At 59.6% G+C, this 17,001-nt stretch carries 12 protein-coding genes; 6 read left to right on the top strand and 6 right to left on the bottom strand.

Annotated elements, in window-relative coordinates:
- Window positions 1-618: 618 nt before the first annotated feature.
- On the bottom strand, window positions 619-1,374 hold the full coding sequence (locus ACKVY0_RS22620; RefSeq protein WP_409217125.1) for a hypothetical protein: 756 nt from the start codon (window positions 1,372-1,374) through the stop codon (window positions 619-621).
- Between the two features lie 598 nt (window positions 1,375-1,972).
- On the opposite strand from ACKVY0_RS22620, the gene ACKVY0_RS22615 reads away from it, so the two are divergent.
- The 4 genes from ACKVY0_RS22615 (at window position 1,973) to ACKVY0_RS22600 (ending at window position 9,486) form a co-directional block, all read left to right on the top strand.
- On the top strand, window positions 1,973-2,749 hold the full coding sequence (locus tag ACKVY0_RS22615; protein ID WP_409217124.1) for a biotin--[acetyl-CoA-carboxylase] ligase: 777 nt from the start codon (window positions 1,973-1,975) through the stop codon (window positions 2,747-2,749).
- 282 nt (window positions 2,750-3,031) lie between these two features.
- The gene (locus ACKVY0_RS22610; protein WP_409217123.1) at window positions 3,032-6,364 is read left to right on the top strand and encodes a protein kinase domain-containing protein; all 3,333 of its coding nucleotides are present in this window, start codon (window positions 3,032-3,034) and stop codon (window positions 6,362-6,364) included.
- A 72-nt stretch (window positions 6,365-6,436) separates the two neighbouring features.
- Window positions 6,437-8,146 carry an arginine--tRNA ligase gene (gene argS, locus ACKVY0_RS22605; RefSeq protein ID WP_409217122.1) on the top strand — a complete coding sequence of 570 codons (1,710 nt, stop codon included), beginning with the start codon at window positions 6,437-6,439 and terminating at the stop codon, window positions 8,144-8,146.
- Between the two features lie 155 nt (window positions 8,147-8,301).
- Complete coding sequence (locus ACKVY0_RS22600; RefSeq protein ID WP_409217121.1) at window positions 8,302-9,486, top strand: DegT/DnrJ/EryC1/StrS family aminotransferase; 1,185 nt, start codon at window positions 8,302-8,304, stop codon at window positions 9,484-9,486.
- Window positions 9,487-9,589: 103 nt separating this feature from the next.
- Here the strand turns inward: ACKVY0_RS22600 and ACKVY0_RS22595 are convergent, their stop codons facing one another.
- Genes ACKVY0_RS22595 through ACKVY0_RS22585 form a run of 3 tightly spaced genes read right to left on the bottom strand, consistent with a single transcriptional unit; the run spans window position 9,590 to window position 12,808 of the window.
- Window positions 9,590-10,612, bottom strand: coding sequence for a tetratricopeptide repeat protein (locus ACKVY0_RS22595; RefSeq protein WP_409217120.1), 1,023 nt, complete (start codon window positions 10,610-10,612; stop codon window positions 9,590-9,592).
- Window positions 10,613-10,630: 18 nt separating this feature from the next.
- Window positions 10,631-11,611 (bottom strand): cysteine synthase A, encoded by a 981-nt coding sequence (gene cysK / locus ACKVY0_RS22590; protein ID WP_409217119.1) that lies wholly within the window; start codon window positions 11,609-11,611, stop codon window positions 10,631-10,633.
- Window positions 11,612-11,641: 30 nt separating this feature from the next.
- Complete coding sequence (locus ACKVY0_RS22585; protein WP_409217118.1) at window positions 11,642-12,808, bottom strand: pyridoxal phosphate-dependent aminotransferase; 1,167 nt, start codon at window positions 12,806-12,808, stop codon at window positions 11,642-11,644.
- Window positions 12,809-12,946: 138 nt separating this feature from the next.
- Here ACKVY0_RS22585 and ACKVY0_RS22580 point away from each other — a divergent pair, with 138 nt between their 5' ends.
- On the top strand, window positions 12,947-14,194 hold the full coding sequence (locus tag ACKVY0_RS22580; protein ID WP_409217117.1) for an RsmB/NOP family class I SAM-dependent RNA methyltransferase: 1,248 nt from the start codon (window positions 12,947-12,949) through the stop codon (window positions 14,192-14,194).
- Between the two features lie 60 nt (window positions 14,195-14,254).
- The gene (locus ACKVY0_RS22575; protein ID WP_409217116.1) at window positions 14,255-14,515 is read left to right on the top strand and encodes a hypothetical protein; all 261 of its coding nucleotides are present in this window, start codon (window positions 14,255-14,257) and stop codon (window positions 14,513-14,515) included.
- 429 nt (window positions 14,516-14,944) lie between these two features.
- Here ACKVY0_RS22575 and ACKVY0_RS22570 read toward each other — a convergent pair whose 3' ends face one another.
- A complete protein-coding gene (locus ACKVY0_RS22570) occupies window positions 14,945-15,766 on the bottom strand; it encodes a hypothetical protein (RefSeq protein ID WP_409217115.1) in 822 nt (273 codons plus the stop codon).
- Between the two features lie 12 nt (window positions 15,767-15,778).
- The coding region (locus ACKVY0_RS22565; protein ID WP_409217114.1) for a hypothetical protein at window positions 15,779-17,001 on the bottom strand (1,223 nt) is incomplete at its 5' end.

Here is a 17,001-nt window from a genome sequence, read left to right as displayed (position 1 = left end):
TGGTAAAAGATTGGGGGTAAAAGATGGGGAGCCATTGTTTTCTGATCTTTTACCCACCATCTTTTACCAACGAAAAGTTACTCCCGCCTCCACACTTTAGCGCAGCGGAGTTCGGTTACTCCTGACTAACTGGCCGGCAAAAAAATGGGCGGTAAAAAATGCGAAGCCAGACTTCATTTTTTACCGTTCATCTTTTTGCCGATATGCTTGCCGTTTGGAGGTTACTCCCCGTTCCACAATCAAGCCGTATTGAGTTCGAGTGCTCCTGAATAACTTGGTGGTAAAAGATTGGGGGTAAAAGATGGGGAGCCATTGTTTTCTGATCTTTTACCCACCATCTTTTACCAATGGAAAGTTACTCCCGCCTCCACACTTTAGCGCAGCGTAGTTCGGTTACTCCTGACTAACTGGCCGACAAAAAAGTGGGCGGTAAAAAATGCGAAGCCAGACTTCATCTTTTACCGCCCATCTTTTTGCCGATATGCTTGCCGTTTGGAGGTTACCCCCCGTTCCACAATCAAGCCGTATTGAGTTCGAGTGCTCCTGAATAACTTGGCTGGTAAAAGATTGGGGGTAAAAGATGGGGAACCACTGTTTTCAACTGCATGTCATCACTGATCAATCTCTCAACGGCCGATCCACCGGCAGGAGGAAGGCTTTGCGGATGGCTTCGACACCGTCTTTGCGCCAGGGCCAGGCCTGGTCGGCGGCGAGCTGGATTTCCTTGCGGTGGGTGGCGAGGGTTTCGACTTTGGCGGTGATCTGCTCCAGGGTGGCGCTGGCTTTGTTTTGCTGGGTGGTGCGGGCGGTGGAGGTGGCACCGCGTTTGGCGAGGGCTTTGGAGAGGGTGTCGATGACGCCATTCGCGCCGGGTTTGATGCCGGGGAGGGTGTCGGCGGGCGGGGCGTTGTTTTCACCGGGGCTGAGGCGTTTCAAGACGCCAGTGGCGAAGGTGGCGATGTCTTCGGTGCCTTCGCTGCTGAGGGTGGTGCCGGCGCCGTAGGCTTGCCGCATGGCCTCCTGGTCGCCCTTGTATTTGCGCTTGGCGGCGGATTGGATGGGGGCCAGGGCGGCGAGGATGGCCTCGCGATCGGCGTCGTGCTCGCCGGTCTTGGCTTTTTTCGCGGCACGGCTGCCGATGAGGTCGCCCAGGTCATTTTCCACCTCGGTGGCGAGGGCGGTGATGCTGGCAGGCAGGGTGGCATCCAGCTCAACTGCTGCCAAGGCGGCGGTGTGGGCGGGATCGCTGGCGGCGGCGGCGACATCACGGGAATCTTCGATTTCGTCGAGGAATTCCTGGTTGATGGGGCTGCGGGTGCGTTTGGGTTTGTCGGCATCAGGTGCCGCAGGTGCAGGGGCGGGTGTGTCTGGCATGGTGTTGGTTGGGTGAAAGGGCTAAAAAGGCGGGTTTTCGCAGAAATGAGCGGTTTTAGGGCTCGAAGGAGGCTGGATAAGATTTCAATGTGTCAGGATAACACTTTTGCATCACGGGATAAGGTTTCCGCATGGTCGGATAAGGTTTCAGTGAGGTCAGATAAGGTTTCTGCATGGCGGAATAGACTGTCTGCATGCTGAGATAAGCTTTTCCAGCTCGGTGATAAACCTGCCGCGCACTGGGACACGAGCGCAGCATGGGCGGACATGCCGCCGCTGCCGCCCGACAAAACAACCGCATGACTGAACTGTGGGCCTGCATGCCGAGATTCTTGGCAGACTGCGCAGGTCTGAGCGGCCTGCTGGATGGCAACATGGCCGGATCAGAGGTCATTCCCCCATGCGTCAAAGCACTGCATGCAGCACGGCGAAACTGCGCGCTTGCACTCGTAGAATCGGCTTGCGATTGAAGCATTTTCACTAAATAGCAAATTCAGCCGTGCTTTGACAAGGAAATTCAGATTCAATGCTGGTGTAAAGTGATTGACTGGCGGTGCTTTGTTCCGTTTTCCCCCTGAATGTTGTTCTCTACCCACCCATGATCCCGCTCGACGTCACCGCTTTGAATGATGCCACGCTGCCGTGGCAGGTCACGGTGCTGGATGAAGTCGGCTCCACCAGTGACTGGCTCAAGCAAAACGCCAGCAACCTGCCCGCCGGTGCCGTCGTCTTTGCTGAATCGCAAACCCAAGGCCGTGGACGCCGTGACAACCGGTGGATCTCCCCACGCGGCAAAGATTTGATGTTCTCACTGCTCCTGCGGCCTGAGGCACCGCTCGAACGCTGGCCGCGCATCACCACGCTGGCCGCACTCGCCATCAGCAAGGCCATCGAGGCCGAACTGCCGCTGCAACCGCGCATCAAATGGCCCAATGACATCTATTTAAGCGACCGCAAAATCAGCGGTCTGCTCGCCGAGACCGTTTCAACGCGTGGCGGCATGCGGCTCGTGCTCGGCATCGGTTTGAACGTCAACGCCCGCGCATTCGCCCCCGGCATCGTCGCCACCTCGCTGCGCAACGAACTGAACTCCCCCGCCCTGCCCGAGCTCGACCGCAATGCCCTCGCCCAACGCCTGCTGGCAGCGTTGCACCGCGAGTTCCAGCGTCTCGACGACGATTTCTCCAGCGCCATCGCCGAAGTGCGTGAGCGAAGCTGGCTCCTCGGCAAACAAATCCGTGCCAGCGTCGAAGGTCGCGAAATTTTTGGCCGCGTCCTTGATCTGAACGAAGAAGGCCATCTCATCCTCGCCCTGCCCGACGGCAGCAGCCGCACGCTCACCAGCGCCGAGGAAGTCCGCGCGGTGAAGGTGTGACAAGGCGTGGAACGGCGCTTCAACAGTGCCGCAAACATCAGTTCGCCCACAGGTGCATCCGGAAATGTAGGATGAGTGTGGCGATAGCCCGCTCGTCTTTTGGGCGTACGCTGGCCGGGCGAGCGCTCAAGAGTCGGGCGGGCTGTCGCCACACCCGACCTACGACAGCAGTTTGAATCAATAAGGATGTCGCGGATGTCGCTTGCCATCCGGTTCTTTTGATTGAGTATTTTGCCCCGTTCGATTTAGGATTTGTTTAAAACTCAACCCACTCATTCTCTCATGAGCGACGAAAGCAACACGCCGAGCGATTTCACCGAAGAACAACCGGCAGAAGGCGCAGTCTTCCCCACCCTGGAGGAAATGGCGGCACTGCTGCCGCAGTACGAATTTCATGACATCCTGGGTGTGGGCGGCATGGGGGCGGTGTACCTCGCCAGACAGGCCGCGCTGGACCGCTGGGCGGCGATCAAGCTGCTGCCTGCGTCCGCTTCTCTCAATGAGGACGACACCAGCCGCTTCATCACCGAGGCACGCTCCATGGCCAAGCTGACGCACGCGCACATCGCCGCCGTGCATGACTTCGGCCAGACCAGTGAAGGCCATCTCTACCTCGTGATGGAGCACGTCCACGGCCAGGACCTGCATCGTCTCATCCAAGGTGGGGAACTCACGCCCGCCCACATCCGCAGCCTCGTCCCGCAGCTTTGTGATGCGCTCAAATACGCTCACGATAACGGCGTCATTCACCGCGACATCAAGCCCGCCAACATCCTCATCACCGAGAACTGGCAGGCAAAGATCGTCGATTTCGGTCTCGCCCGCGACAAGAACACCGACACCTCCGGCGAAATCGAGTACGGCACGCCGGACTACGTCGCGCCGGAACGACTCCAGGCAGGTGCGCCGGTGGATCACCGCGCCGACATCTACGCCCTCGGCATCGTCATCCACGAGATGTTCACCAAGCTCACGCCACAGGCAGCCGGCACCGCCGTGTGCCAGGGCGTGCCGGCGGACTTCGCCAGCGTCGTCAGCCGCTGCATGATGGCGGACCCAGCGCGGCGTTTCCAACATTGCAGTGAAATCAAAAGCTTCCTCAGCGCCGCCGCCGCCATCCCTTCGGCAGCACCAGTCGCGCCCGTGCATCGTCCGCCACCGCATTTGCAGGCCCGGGTGCGCCAAACACCGGTGTCCAGCGTGCCGCAACCTCAGGGAGTGCCCGGATGGCTCTGGGCCGCCGCATGCGTCGCTTTGCTGATGATTGGTGGCTGGTTCATCCAGCGTGAGCGAACGCAGAACACACAGGATACGCAGGGCAAAAAAACTGCCGCCACCACACCCGTTCCGGCAGTTTCTCCCGCCCCAACAGCCGGGCCGGAAACCACGCCGCCAACAGTGAACACTCCTGCGGCTCCGGCACCGACCATCGTTGGCAATGCTCCCGCCGGCCCGTTCAAGCCTGAACCTGGTGAATTCGCCGTCCTCAAGCGCCTCAAAGGCCACACGGAACTCGTTTACTCCTGCGCCCTGCTCCCCGACCAGCGTCGCGCCGTCTCCGGCGGCCATGACGACACGCTGATCCTCTGGGATCTGACCACCGGCGCTGAATTGAAGCGCTTTCCTTCGCCGGTGGGCGACATTCATGGCATGCAGGCCGCCGCCGCTGGCACCAGCATCCTGCTCTGGTCGTTTAACAGCGATCAAGTCGCCATCTTCGACATCGAGGAGGGCAAAACGACCGCCAGCATCAAAGCGCCCACGAACCGGCTGTCTCTCGCCGCATGGGCCGCCGACCAAAAGAGCGTCTATCTGCTCTGCAATGACGCCAACGGCGGCGTGTATTACTGGGATCCTGCCAAGGGTGCCGTGCTCCAGCAATTTTCCGATTGGACGCGTGCGGCCTATCAGATCTTCCCGCTGCCTCCAGCCCAGCCGGATGGTGCCGCCCAAGTTCTGGTCATTGGCACCACGATGAAGCCAAATCCCAACCAAGGAACTAACTCGACACAAAGCCTCATCAGCGACAAAGCCTGGGCCTCGCTCTTCTCCGTGCCCGACCATCGCCTCGTGCGCCATCTGCCGGATTACATCAACATTCGCAACCGACTTTCCCTCTCCCCGGACGGCAGCACGCTGGCCGGCGGCCTCGGCACCCTCTACCTGCTCGATGTGCCCGCGCTCACCACCCGCTCCAGCATGGAGGCGCCGGCAGGCGTCAGTTGTTCCAGCAGCACCTGGGCGGCTGCCGGGCGGCTCATCGTCTGCGGTTACGCCAATGGCAGCATGATCATACGCGAGGCTGAAACAGGGGCCGAACTCGCCAGTCTCAACGTTGGTCTGCGCACCTACGCGGCCAGCATCTCCCAGGATAACCAATGGCTGCTCGTTTCCGGCTTCCCGCTCGACATCAAGAATCCGCAACCCGAGGACTATGATGTTCTCGTCATCCGCCTGCCTGAACTGAACAAGCTCGGCTCTGACCAAGGATTCATCGACCTCGCCACCCGCCAGCTTTCCAAACTCAAGAGCTTTGATCCCGAACTCGCCGCCCTGCACGCGCAGGCTGCCCCTGCCGACTCCATCGCCAACGATGACCAACTTCAAGCTCAAGTCCGTGATCTCACCACCAAATACGGAGCCGCCTTGAAGCGTTCCGCCGTCACCGCCTCTCCCAAAGATCAGATCAACATGAACGCCGAGGCGGATGCCATCGCCAAAGGCCTGCCGGTGCCTGATCCCGCCACCGACGCCGCCACCTCCGGCGATCACAAGCGCTTCCGTGGCATCTACCGCCAGCAGCTCGCGCAGCTCGAAACACGCCGCAAGGAGTCTGCCAGTGCGCTGCGCCAGAATCTCGGCACCGGTCTCCAAGCCCTCGTCACCAAGCGTCAGCAGGCCGGTGATCGTCTCGGAGCCGCACGCTGCGGGGCGCTGCTCGCCAGTCTGGGTGACTTGAAGCCGTTTAACGCCATCGTGGCATCCGCGTTCTCATCTCCCGGCAATGCCGCTCCTGCCATGCCGGTGCCCATGGTGGCGGCTGCCACTCCGTCAGTTGCACCGCGACCTCCACAGCCATCCAAGCCGCTCTCGCTGCCTCCTCCTGCCACGACACCAACCGCTGCGGCTGCTCCCAAAATTGACTTTTCGAGAGGCGTGCGGGCTGACGTCACGATCAGCCGCCCGTCTAAATCCACCCAGTACGATGACATGAGCCAGGTCATCACTCCCAAGATCAAACTGACGAACACAGGAGCCCAGGCCTATAACGGTTTCAAAGCCGCTTTCGTCCTGATCGGCGAAAGCGCCTCTCAGCGCGGTATTTACAAGGTTTTGCTGCGCCATGACTTTGACGTTGCTCTGGCACCCAAGCAGGTGCTGGAAAGCGAGGGACAGACGGTCGTGACCCAGTTTGACAGCAACGCCTCCAACGGGGTGACCTTTGGCTACAAATACGATGGCTGGGTTCTTCAAATCACCGACCCCACAAACGTTGTCGTGTTCACCAAGTCCACCTCTCCCACGCTCGAAAAAATGCCCGAGGTCATCCCATCACTCAAGGCGGATCAATACTACGACAAGCGATGGAAACCCATCAACAACCCGCCCAATTGACCGGCTGCTCGCGTGGTCGTGCCGGGCTTTGTCGTTGAATTAACTCCGCCCGCAGACTACTAGGCGCGCCCCATGTTCCGCGCCCTGCTCACCTCCCGTCTCCAAGCCGCTTTCACCGCCGCTGGCATCGCTTTGCCCGAAGGTTTCGCCGTGTCCGTCGTCATCGCCTCTGACACACGCTTTGGCGACTACCAGAGCAATGCGGCGATGACATTGGGCAAGCAGCTCAAGACCAACCCGCGTGCCTTGGCGGAACAAATCAAAGCGGCGCTCCAAGTGGATGATCTTTGCGAAAAAATCACCGTGGACGGCCCCGGCTTCCTCAATTTCACGCTCTGCGCCGAGGCGCTCGGCCAGAAGCTCGGTGTCATCGTCAAAGACGACCATCTCGGCGTACCGCAGGTCGAGCAGCCGAAGACCATCGTCGTTGATTTCTCCGCGCCGAACATCGCCAAGCCGATGCACGTCGGCCACATCCGCAGCACGTTCATTGGCGACTGCCTTGCGCGCATCGCCCGCTTCATCGGCCACACCGTCATCACCGACAATCACATCGGCGACTGGGGCACGCAGTTCGGGATGATCCTGCATGGCTGGAAGACGATCCTCGATCACGCCGCTCTCGAAAAAGACCCGATTCATGAACTCGTACGCGTTTACAAGAACGTGAATGCGCAGACGAAGGCCGATGAAGCCGTGTTGACCACTTGTCGCAACGAACTCGTGAAGCTGCAGCAAGGTGATGCTGAAAATCTCGATATTTGGCAGCGCTGCGTGGCTCTCTCACTCGACCAGCTCCGCACGATCTACGCGAAGCTCGATGTCCACTTCGACCACTTCCTCGGCGAGAGCCATTACAACGACCAGCTTGCGCCGCTCGTCGAAAACCTACTCGCCAGCGGCATCGCGGAAATCAGCGATGGTGCCACCTGCGTGTTCTTCCGCGATGTGCCCGAACTCGCCGACAAGCCCTGCCTCATTCGCAAGAGCGACGGCGGCTTCCTTTACGCCACCACCGACCTCGCAACGATTGATCATCGCATCAACGCATGGCAGGCCGATGAAATCTGGTATGTCGTCGGTGCGCCCCAGGAACTGCACTTCCGCCAGCTTTTCCAGGTCGCCAAAAAGCGCGGCCAGACCACCAGCATGCGCCACATCGCCTTTGGCAGCATCCTCGGCCAGGACGGCAAGATGTTCAAAACGCGTTCTGGCGAGAGCGTCGGCCTGCTCGAAGTGCTCGATGAAGCCGTCGAACGCGCCGCCGTCGTCGTTGCCGAGCGTGAAGGCTTCTCCGATGACGAAAAAGCGCAAATTGCGCAGGTCATCGGAACCGGTGCTGTGAAATACGCCGAACTCAGCCAGCACCGCATGACCGACTACAAGTTCAGTTGGGACAAGATGCTCGCGCTGCAAGGCAACACCGCGCCCTACCTCATCAACGCCTACGTCCGCACCAAGAGCATCTTCCGCAAGCTGGATGGCGAAGTCACGCTGACGCCTAATTTAACGATCACCGAGCCGGCCGAACGTGCGCTGGCGATGAAACTCGCCCAGTTCGCCGAAACCACGCACGACGTGCTCGTCGATCATCGCCCGAATCTGCTCGCCGGTTACCTCTATGAACTCGCCGACACCTACCACAGCTTCTACGAGGCCTGCAACGTGCTGCGCGCCGAAGGCACTGTGCGTAACACGCGCCTCACGCTTTGCGATGCCACCAGCCGCGTTTTGAAGACGGGCCTCGGCCTGCTGGGCATTCAGACGACGGAGCGGATGTAGGCGATCAGGCGTCAAGCATGGTCAAGCGGTCAAGGCAGGCACGCCTTGACGATCTTGACCTTCCTTGACGGCGCAGCCTTGACCATCACCCAGCGCGAGAAGTTTCCACAGCTTGCACTGGCTCCTGCCTCATTCTCATTCATCTTCCGGCCGCCATGCCTGTCCCACTCCTCGACGTCAACGCCCAAAACCTTCCTCTCGAATCCGAACTCCAGGCCGCTTTCATGCAGGTGTTGAAGCATGGCCGGTTCATCATGGGGCCAGAGATGGAGACGTTTGAAACGGAAATCGCGACGATGGTCGGTGTGAAGCATGCGTTGTCCGTTTCCTCCGGCACGGATGCGTTGCTGCTGGCGCTCATGGCGCTGGACATCCAGCCCGGCGATGAGGTGCTGTGCCCGGCGTTCACGTTTTTCGCCACAGCGGGAGCGGTTTCACGGCTTGGTGCGGTTCCAGTATTCACGGATGTGTGCCCGATCTGCTTCAACATGGACGTGAACGACGCGCGGAAGAAAATCACAGCCAAAACGAAGGTCATTATGCCAGTGCATCTGTTTGGCCAGTGCGCGGACATGGACCCGATCCTCGCGCTGGCAAAGGAACACGGACTCAAGGTGATCGAGGACACGGCGCAATCCATCGGTGCGCAATACAAGGGCCGTCAGGCTGGCACGATGAGCGAGTTCGGCACCTACAGCTTCTTCCCGAGCAAAAATCTCGGTGGTTTCGGCGACAGCGGCATGCTGGTGACGAATGACGACGAACTGGCCGAGTACGCCCGCGTCCTGCGCGTGCATGGCGGCAAGCCGAAGTACTACCACCACTACGTCGGCGCGAATTTCCGCATGGACACGCTGCAATGCGCCCTGCTGAGCGTGAAAGTGAAGCGTTACGCTCAATACACCGCCGACCGCCAGCGCAACGCGGCGCATTACATCGCCGAACTGAGCAAACTCAACGGCGTGGTGCAGGCCGATCCGGCGCACTGCAAGTGTGTGGCGACGCAGGACACCTGGCTGGCTGCACAGAACGCAAAGATCGTGCTGCCCGTTAGTTACGCGCACAACTCGCACATCTGGAACCAGTTCACGCTGCGTGTGCTCGATGGCAAACGCGACGCGCTGCGTGATCACCTCGTGGCAAAGAAGATCGGCTGCGACATCTATTATCCCGTCACACTCGACCAGCAGAAGTGCTTTGCGAACCTGCCCGCAAGCTCACGCAGCGGCTGCGATGTTTCACATCGAGTGGCGGGCGAGGTGCTGAGCATTCCTATTTACGGCGAACTCAATGAGGCGCAGCGGAATGAAGTGATCGCTGCTATCGGCGAGTGGCTCTGATCTGAAATAGGATGACCGTGTGACAGCCCGGTCGTCTGACTGTGCGGTTTGCCGTCGAGAGCGAAAGCAGCCGGGCGGGCTATCGCCACACCCAGCCTACATATCAAGGCTTCGGTGCCGCTGGAGGCGGCGGAGCAGGTGTTACTGGAATCGGAGTGGCCGGAGGAGTCGTTGCAGCGGCAGGTGGCGCAGCGGGCGCAGGAGCAGGCGCTGTCGGTGCCGCAGGTGCGGGAGCCGGTGATGGCGTCGTTGGCTGTGGAGCGGGAGTTGGCGCAGGGGCGGTTGGTGTTACCGCAGGCTGCGGCGCAGGAGCTGCTGGCGTGGTTACGGCAGACGGCGGCAGCATGGCTGGTGCTGCAGGCGTTGTTGGAGGAGCGATGGTGGCACCGATGCCGCTGTTGGCTGACTTCAGATTGATGTTGGGCATGCCAGGGATGGCCGGAATCGCAGCGGCGGGCTTGGGCTCGACCTTGGGCGCAGGCGGCGGATCGACTTCTTTGGTCGGCAGCGCAGCGGCGATCCAGCCGAGGCGGTCTTGGCTGATGGTCTGGAACTCGGGCAGGTCGGGGAACTTTACGGCAAGGTCTTCATAAGCCTTTTTGGCGTCGTCAGCCTTGCCGTCGGCCCACAGCAGGTCGCCGAGGCGCACTTGGGCGAGCGGAGCAGCTTCGCTGGCGGCGAATTCGCTGGTGATACGTTCAAAGATGGCCTGGGCTTCCTTGCGGTCACCCATGGCATCCAGTTTGGAGCCAAGGCCGAGCAATGCCTGCACCGCAAGCGGATGGCTGGCGTGCTTGGTGGTGAATTCCTTGAGCACATCCACAGCGGAGGACTTTTTGTTCTGATCCCAGAGCAGTTCGGCCTTCGTCAGCAGCGCGTTGGCGGCGGCGTTCGTGCCGGCGTAACGCGAGATGACGAGGTCACAGTCTTCCACGGTCTTCACCGCGGTGAACGCCTCGGCGGCTTCGTTGGCCTTGAGGGTGCTCTGGTGACGAATGAAGCCGTAGGCGATGAGCGCTGCCACCACGATGATGAACAGCCAGACGAGCTTGCGGAAGTTGTCCTCCAGAAATTTTTCCGCGCCAGTGGACGGGACTTCCTGCGAGAGCGTGTTGGAATCAGACATGCGAATGATGGCGAAAAATTAAGCGCCGACTTTGGCACGGGCTTCGTCAGCCAGCGCGGTGGAGAGATAACGCTCACCGGTGGAGCAAGCGATGGTGACGATGAGTTTGCCGGCGTTTTCGGGGCGTTTGGCCACTTCGATGGCGGCGACGACGTTTGCGCCGGTGCTGATGCCGACGAGGATGCCTTCTTCTTTGGCAAGACGGCGGGCCATGGCGAAGGCGTCGTCGTTGCTGACCTTGATGCACTCGGTGATCTGCGCGTTACCGGCGGAATCCTTGAGGTGAAGGTTCGCAGGGACGAAACCAGCGCCGGTGCCCTGAATCTTGTGCGGACCGGGCTGCACGGGCTGACCAGCGAGGGTCTGATTGATGACCGGGGAGGCTTCGGGTTCGACGGCGATGGCGGTGAAGGACGGTTTGCGCGGTTTGAGCACTTCGGTGACGCCGGTGATGGTGCCGCCCGTGCCAACGGCGGCGACGAGAATGTCAATCTTGCCATCGGTGTCGCTCCACAGCTCTTCGGCGGTGGTCTTCATGTGAATGGCAGGATTGGCGGGATTTTCAAACTGCTGCGGCATCCACGCGTTCGGCGTGCTGGCGACGAGTTCGGTAGCCTTGGCGATGGCACCTTTCATGCCTTGAGCGCCAGGAGTGAGCACGAGGTCGGCACCGAGCAACGCGAGCAGCGTGCGGCGTTCCAGCGACATCGTTTCAGGCATCGTCAGGATGAGCTTGTAGCCCTTCGCCGCCGCGACAAACGCGAGCGCGATGCCGGTGTTGCCGCTGGTGGGTTCGATGATGACGGTGTCGGCTTTCAAGATGCCACGCTGCTCCGCGTCTTCGATCATGGCCATGCCGATACGATCCTTCACGCTGCCGAGCGGATTGAAGAATTCACACTTCAAAGCAATCGTGGCGTTGAGGCCGGCTGTGACTTTGTTGAGCTTCACCAGCGGTGTTTTGCCGACGGTTTCGACGATGTTGTTGTAGATGCCCATGATGTTGCGAGGTTGACGGTTGTTGCGAAATTAATGCTGGCCGCAGAATTCTTCGAAGCGGTCCATGCCGGCGTTGATGACATCGAGGCCGGTGGCGTAGCTGAAACGGATGGTGTGCTCGGCACCGAAGGCCAGGCCCGGAACGACGGAGACCTTCTGCTTGCTGAGCAGCTTCTCACAGAAGTTCACGCTCTTGATCTGCATCGGCTCAATATCGACGAGGAAGTAGAAGGCGCCCATCGGCTCGACGACGCGGACGTTCTTGATGTTGCCAAGGCGGCCGAGCATGTATTGACGGCGCACGTCGAATTCGTCGCGCATGTCGCTGACGATCTGCTGGTCCATCTGCAAGGCGGCCAGCGCGCCGTATTGGGCAAAGGTGGTCGGATTGCTGGTGGTGTGACTCTGGATGGTGTCGATGGCGTCAGCGATCTTCTTGGGAGCAGCCGTGTAGCCGAGACGCCAGCCGGTCATTGCGTAGGCCTTTGAGAAGCCGTTGATGGTGATCGTGTGATCGTAAATTTCTTTGCTCAGGGAAGCAATGCTGACGTGCTCATGACCGCCATAGACGAGCTTTTCGTAGATTTCGTCAGACAGGATCACGATGCCTTCGCCCACGGCGATTTCGCCCAAGGCCTTGAGTTCATCCTTGGTGTAAACAGAGCCGGTCGGGTTGCCCGGAGTGTTCAGGATGATCATCTTCGTCATCGGGGACATGGCGTCCTCGAACTCATCCGGCGTGAGCTTCCACCCGTTCTCACGCTTCGTTTCAACGATGACCGGGATGCCGCCGACCAGGCGCACCATTTCCGGGTAGCTGGTCCAGTAAGGAGCCGGGATGATCACTTCGTCACCGGGATTCACGACGGCGAGGATGGCGTTGTAGCAGGAGTGCTTGGCGCCGCAGTTCACGCTGATCTGTGAGGCCTCATACTGCACGTTGTTGTCCACCATGAGCTTGGCAGCCAGAGCTTCGCGGAGTTCGAGGATGCCATTGCTCTCGGTGTAGCGGGTTTTACCGGTGTTGAGCGCCTCAATGGCGGCAGCGATGATCGGAGCGGGCGTGTCGAAGTCAGGTTCACCGGCGCCGAAGCTCAGCACGTCCACGCCCTGCTTCTTGAGCGCCTTCGCCTGGCTGGTGATGGACAGGGTCATTGAAGGGGCGACTTCGGCGATGTTTTTGGCGATAAAATCCATGGTCTGGGATGGTTGGGCGGGTGGGAAAAACGGGGGGCCGCCTATAAAGGAGGGCGCAGGAAGTTTGTCAATCAATCGTCCCGCCACGGGCAAAGGGCGGCTTGTGCCATGCACCACGCCGCCTTAGTCATGCCAGACATGATTCCCGACCGCCAGCCGCCTTCTTCTCGCACTCGCCAGCCGACCGTCCCTATTCGTGGCATGGCGCTGGATGTCCTCGGCGAGTGGTCCGGCGGAGAGCGATTCGCCGCCGACCTCATGGATCACATCCAGCGTGACAACGGCCTCAGCCTGCCAGATGCCGCCTTCCTGCGCGACATCGTGCTCACCACGCTGCGGAATCTCTCCCTGCTCGACCACTGGATCGCCGTGATCACCGAGGACAAGCACCTCGACCACCGCAGCCGCTGGGGCCTGCGCATCGGCCTCTGCCAGGTTTTGATCCTCAAAGTCTCCGAATACGCCGCCGTGAACGAAACCGTCGCTGCCACCGGTCGTGCCCGCAGCCTCATCAATGCCGTTCTCCGCCGAGCCTGCCGCGAATCCGCCGAGCTGCTGGCCATGGTTGACGGCCTGCCGCTCGAAACCCGCACCTCGCATCCGAAATGGCTCATCGAGCACTGGCTCGGCCTCTTCGGCGAAGCCAAAACCACCGCCCTCTGCGAGTGGAATCAAGTCCCTGCCCCGATCTGCGCCCGCATCAACCGCCTCTATCCGCACCTGGACGATCCACAGGAAGATTTCATCGTCTGCGATCACCTCCCGCGCGAAGAATTGAGCGTGGGTAAAGTATACATGCAGGACCCCAGCACCGCCATCGCCCCGCGCCTGCTCGCCCCGCAGCCCGGCCACCGAGTGCTCGATGCCTGCGCTGCCCCCGGCGGCAAAACCGCTCTCCTCGCCCAGCTCATGGAAAACCAGGGCGAAATCATCGCCTGCGATGTCTCACCGGGCCGCCTGCGTCGTCTCGATGGCAATCTTCACCGCCTCCACGTCGCCAACGCTCACATCGAAGAACACGATTGGTCAGACCCGCAAATCCCCGCCTTCGCCAAGCCCGGCTTCGACCGCATCCTGCTCGACGTGCCCTGCTCCAACACCGGCGTCATGCGCCGCCGTGTCGATGTGCGCTGGCGGCTCCAACCCGACGATTTTCAAGCACAGACGCAAACGCAGACGCAACTCCTGCGCAACTGCCTCCGCGTCCTCAAACCCGGCGGCATCCTCGTTTACAGCACCTGCAGCATCGAACCCGCCGAAAACGAGCAGCTCGTCGCCAGCGTCCTCGAATCCACGCCCGGCTTCGAACCCGTCAAACTCCGCCACAGCTTCCCGCCGGACGATCAGATGGACGGTGCCTTCGCCGCAGCGATCCGGCGAGTGTAAGGAGCGCAGTGCTGGTTCTCGATGGTTGCGTTCTGTCACGGCTTCTCATATTCTCCCCTCATGACCATGACTTTGGATATTCCTGCCGAACTCGAGGAGGCTGTGTCCGCCATCCCGGGCATTGGCACCCGCATGGCCTTGTATCTGCGGCATGAGGCGCAGTTGGAACAGGCGCGGCAGCAAAGGCACAGCGGCAAGGCCAGGGCCATCGCCGAGCGCGCCTTGCTCGCGGCGCAGCACGATCAGACTACAGGCTTCGACTGGCAGGCTTCATTCACGGAGCTGGAACAACGTCATCAGGAAATAACGAGCAAACTCTGAACAGGAAAGGGTCAGGAGTCGATTCGTGACAGCGAAAGCAGTCCTGCCAACTATCGACCCCTGACCCTTTCCTGCGTCAGTCCTTCGGCCTGGTTCAAAGCACCGCCCAGGAGGCGCAGCCACCCGTTCAGTCTCCGCTGCCACAACGTTTTCAACACGGTGCCGACGCTGCCACAGCACGCCGTGTTGCCAAGTGGGAAACCCGGCTGCTTGCGTTCGCGGCGATTTGAGAACCGCCTTGGCGTGCTGTGAGGCGGGAGGATATTGAGTCGAATATTTGCACCCGTTTCCCCCGGCTGCTTGGGTTCTTCGTTTTTTTGACGCCGGTCACGCGCCAAATGCCGCAGGGCTGCGGGCGACTCGGAAGCATTGAAAATCAGCGGCTTAGCGTTTGCAGATGCTCACATAATGCCTGGCATCTTTTGTCGATCACTTCCGTTTCTTCACCAGCAACCACAGCAGGCCAGTTGCCGCCACGATCAAGACAACGATCACACTCCACGGCATTGATGAAGTCGGTTCTTCGCTGGCTGCTGAAGTCGTTGGCTTTGCTTCGAGTGCATCTGGAGCGTTGGTGGGCTTTGAAGACTTTTGCGCTGGAGTCACTGCTTTGCTTGTGCTTTGCGGTGGCTCATCCCACGAGGGTGGCTTGGGCAACTTTAATTCGAGTCCCAATTTCTCGATCATTTGATCGCGCTTTATCGGAGCAAAGTTGTCAGCGTCGAGCAGTGGGTGCGTCGCCTCTAGTCCCAGTTTAGACACGAGTATGTTATACGCGACATCACACACACGTTTCCCTTCACTGGAATATGCGCGCGCCTCTCCGTATCTTCGGAGGCCAGCGCCTTTGTCGTAGAGCATAGTCGACGCGAGTTGGCGAACGACATTGCTACTGGTTTGATCTCGCGCACCAAGATTGAGGAGATGGAGAATGTAGGCCCGTTCGGTGGAAGTCTTGCTGGTATTCAAACGCAACGCCATTGCGTCGAATGGAAATTTTTCCATCGCAAGAAGGAATCGAACAGCAGCTGCTTCTGATGCCGCATCAGTGCTGGCTATGAGGAATGCGAGGGATTCATTCACTAATGAGTCAGGTGCCATAGTTGACGCGGCTTTTGCAGCCTCTCTTGCTGCCAATTCTCGGTTGCCTAGGTCAAGGGCAATACTCCGAAGCGAACCTTCTAGGCTCGCTGATTGCGCCGTCAATGCTGTGAGGGTGGACGCTAGAGCCACCAAGAAGACTTTTTTCATGCAGGCAATGGTTCAATAATTGACGACTCGATATGAAGGCTTTGAAGGATCTATGTCCGGCAATCCAATCTGGGTGTCATTCATGTCTTTCAGCATGTCCGCCTCAGCTTGGCCCTCGATTATCCCGAAAACAAATTCGTCGGTCGCTGCCCCGTCGGGATAACACGAGACATTGCTCAAGAACACTCGGCCATGCTGAAAAACCTCCCCGAAGTCACGCGCAGTATTACATGAGTTGTAAAAAAACGTTTGGTAGCCAAGCGTCGGGAGGTCTGAATTTCCGGCATTAACTATCAAAAACTTGGCGCTGCTTCCTCTAGTGAAATGGTGCTTTTCTGTCCAAAGGTTCCAAATCGACGGCGTTGTTAGGGTGAAACTGGCCCCTGGCGCAATCCCTTGATTGTTCGGGTATCTCTCAAGATTGATTTTTGCAGGTAAAACGGTGTAATTTGCCGGAGTCGCGGGAATCTCTGAGGCGGTGATCGTGGTGAAGTTTGGATATTCGTTCGCGATCATGTAGGGCCAGTTAATGGCCGCTTGCGGGTTTCCAAAGTTTGTGAAGTCGCTGATTTTGGTTATTGCCGCAGCGTCAAAAGTCGGTCCAAGACCCATATTTGCATGTCCTTCAAATGCGACATAGGGAACTGAGGCCAGCGCAGTTTTGATGGAAGCCTCGTCTCTTGCTGTCTGGACCACCCATAGCTTGCCCTGCTGTCCATTGGCAGCGGTAGCTCTCACAAGAAATGTGGTCGTGTTTCCACTGACCACAGTTGACTCGGCTCGAGCTTGCAGTTTCGCATTGAGTCTCTGACGTCCTGAATTCTGCCACTCGAATCCAAACACGACGGCTATGTCAACCGGGAGGAGGTGATACTGGATATACTTTCCTTCGACGGCCGCAGGTGGGCGCAGGGACACCACACCTCCGGTCACGGTGACGCCGGCGGGCAGTGTGCCTTGGAGTGTCTCAACGGTGTTGGACTCCTTGCCGCTGGTGATGGAGAGTTTGAGCAGCGCCAGGAACTCGGTCGTGGCCGGCGTGCTGCCATCGACGGTCTCCGTGATCTTGTTCAGGATGAACACCGCGCTCAGTGGCGGCTGACCGCTAGTGATGGCGACGTTGGTTTGCAGCCGCAGCTCGCTCTGCCTGAGGTGGGCGTCCTCGGTGTTGTATTTCACCGTGCTCGTATGCTGCTGGCCGCCAGCGGTGGTGTATTTGATCTCCGGGGCGTCAA

This window comes from Prosthecobacter sp., from assembly GCF_046154365.1.
In the GTDB taxonomy this organism is placed as follows: Bacteria; Verrucomicrobiota; Verrucomicrobiia; order Verrucomicrobiales; family Verrucomicrobiaceae; genus Prosthecobacter.
The sequence above is the reverse complement of the archived record's forward strand: the minus strand, read 5'-3'. Positions and strand labels throughout refer to the sequence as shown.

Excerpts from the sequence above, each read along its gene's own strand:
- ACKVY0_RS22570 (WP_409217115.1), bottom strand. The coding sequence starts at position 15,766 with ATGAAAAAAGTCTTCTTGGTGGCTCTAGCGTCCACCCTCACAGCATTG.
- ACKVY0_RS22610 (WP_409217123.1), top strand. The coding sequence starts at position 3,032 with ATGAGCGACGAAAGCAACACGCCGAGCGATTTCACCGAAGAACAACCG.
- ACKVY0_RS22620 (WP_409217125.1), bottom strand. The coding sequence starts at position 1,374 with ATGCCAGACACACCCGCCCCTGCACCTGCGGCACCTGATGCCGACAAA.
- argS (WP_409217122.1), top strand. The coding sequence starts at position 6,437 with ATGTTCCGCGCCCTGCTCACCTCCCGTCTCCAAGCCGCTTTCACCGCC.
- ACKVY0_RS22615 (WP_409217124.1), top strand. The coding sequence starts at position 1,973 with ATGATCCCGCTCGACGTCACCGCTTTGAATGATGCCACGCTGCCGTGG.
- cysK (WP_409217119.1), bottom strand. The coding sequence starts at position 11,611 with ATGGGCATCTACAACAACATCGTCGAAACCGTCGGCAAAACACCGCTG.
- ACKVY0_RS22600 (WP_409217121.1), top strand. The coding sequence starts at position 8,302 with ATGCCTGTCCCACTCCTCGACGTCAACGCCCAAAACCTTCCTCTCGAA.
- ACKVY0_RS22575 (WP_409217116.1), top strand. The coding sequence starts at position 14,255 with ATGACCATGACTTTGGATATTCCTGCCGAACTCGAGGAGGCTGTGTCC.
- ACKVY0_RS22585 (WP_409217118.1), bottom strand. The coding sequence starts at position 12,808 with ATGGATTTTATCGCCAAAAACATCGCCGAAGTCGCCCCTTCAATGACC.
- ACKVY0_RS22580 (WP_409217117.1), top strand. The coding sequence starts at position 12,947 with ATGATTCCCGACCGCCAGCCGCCTTCTTCTCGCACTCGCCAGCCGACC.
- ACKVY0_RS22595 (WP_409217120.1), bottom strand. The coding sequence starts at position 10,612 with ATGTCTGATTCCAACACGCTCTCGCAGGAAGTCCCGTCCACTGGCGCG.